1 protein-coding gene is annotated in these 1,604 nt (G+C 67.3%); it reads left to right on the top strand.

The genetic code is table 11. The features are described from left to right. On the top strand, positions 1-1,604 hold a 1,604-nt coding region (gene rpoB, locus AB0J46_RS51890), incomplete at both ends, for a DNA-directed RNA polymerase subunit beta (RefSeq protein WP_364344938.1).

Here is a 1,604-nt window from a genome sequence, read left to right on the forward strand (position 1 = left end):
GTGAGCCGCCGACCAAGGAGTCGGCGCAGACCCTGCTGGAGAACCTGTACTTCAACCCCAAGCGGTACGACCTGGCCAAGGTGGGCCGCTACAAGATCAACAAGAAGCTCGGGGTCGACTCCGAGATCACGCAGGGCACGCTGACCGAAGAGGACATCGTCGCCACCATCGAGTACATCGTCCGCCTGCACGCGGGCGAGGAGTCGATGCCGGGCGCCAACGGTGAGGTGATCGTCGAGGTCGACGACATCGACCACTTCGGCAACCGCCGCCTGCGCAGCGTCGGCGAGCTCATCCAGAACCAGGTCCGCCTAGGCCTGGCCCGCATGGAGCGCGTCGTCCGCGAGCGGATGACCACCCAGGACGTCGAGGCGATCACGCCGCAGACCCTGATCAACATCCGTCCCGTCGTGGCCTCCATCAAGGAGTTCTTCGGCACCTCGCAGCTGTCGCAGTTCATGGACCAGACCAACCCGCTGGCCGGCCTGACGCACAAGCGGCGTCTGTCCGCGCTCGGCCCCGGTGGTCTGTCCCGTGAGCGGGCCGGCTTCGAGGTCCGTGACGTGCACCCGTCCCACTACGGCCGGATGTGCCCGATCGAGACCCCTGAAGGCCCGAACATCGGTCTGATCGGCTCGCTGGCCTCCTACGGCCGCATCAACGCCTTCGGCTTCGTCGAGACGCCTTACCGCAAGGTCGTCGACGGCCGGGTGACCGACCAGATCGACTACCTGACGGCCGACGAGGAAGACCGCTACGTCAAGGCGCAGGCCAACACGACGCTCAACCCCGACGGGTCGTTCGCCGAGTCCCGCGTCCTGGTCCGTACCAAGGGCGGCGAGACCGAGCTCGCCCGTGCCGAGGAAGTCGACTACATCGACGTGTCGCCGCGCCAGATGGTGTCGGTCGCCACCGCGATGATCCCCTTCCTCGAGCACGACGACGCCAACCGCGCGCTCATGGGCTCCAACATGCAGCGCCAGTCGGTGCCGCTGCTCAAGAGCGAGGCGCCGCTGGTCGGCACCGGCATGGAGTACCGTGCCGCGACCGACGCCGGGGACGTCATCAGCGCCGAGAAGGCCGGCGTGGTCGAGGAGGTCTCGGCCGACTACGTCACCGTCATGAACGACGACGGCACGCGTACGACGTATCGGGTCGCCAAGTTCAAGCGCTCCAACCAGGGCACCTCCTTCAACCAGAAGCCCATCGTCGCCGAGGGCGACCGGGTCGAGGTCAACCAGGTCATCGCCGACGGCCCCTGCACCGACAACGGTGAGATGGCGCTCGGCAAGAACCTGCTCGTGGCGTTCATGCCGTGGGAGGGCCACAACTACGAAGACGCCATCATCCTGTCCCAGCGCCTGGTCCAGGACGACGTCCTCTCCTCGATCCACATCGAGGAGCACGAGGTCGACGCCCGCGACACCAAGCTGGGCCCGGAGGAGATCACCCGGGACATCCCCAACGTGTCGGAAGAGGTCCTGGCCGACCTCGACGAGCGCGGCATCATCCGGATCGGCGCCGAGGTCGTGCCCGGCGACATCCTGGTCGGCAAGGTCACCCCGAAGGGCGAGACCGAGCTGACCCCGGAGGAGCGGCTGCTG

Origin of the sequence: Nonomuraea sp. NPDC049758 (genome assembly GCF_040674635.1) — a bacterium.
In the GTDB taxonomy this organism is placed as follows: Bacteria; Actinomycetota; Actinomycetes; order Streptosporangiales; family Streptosporangiaceae; genus Nonomuraea.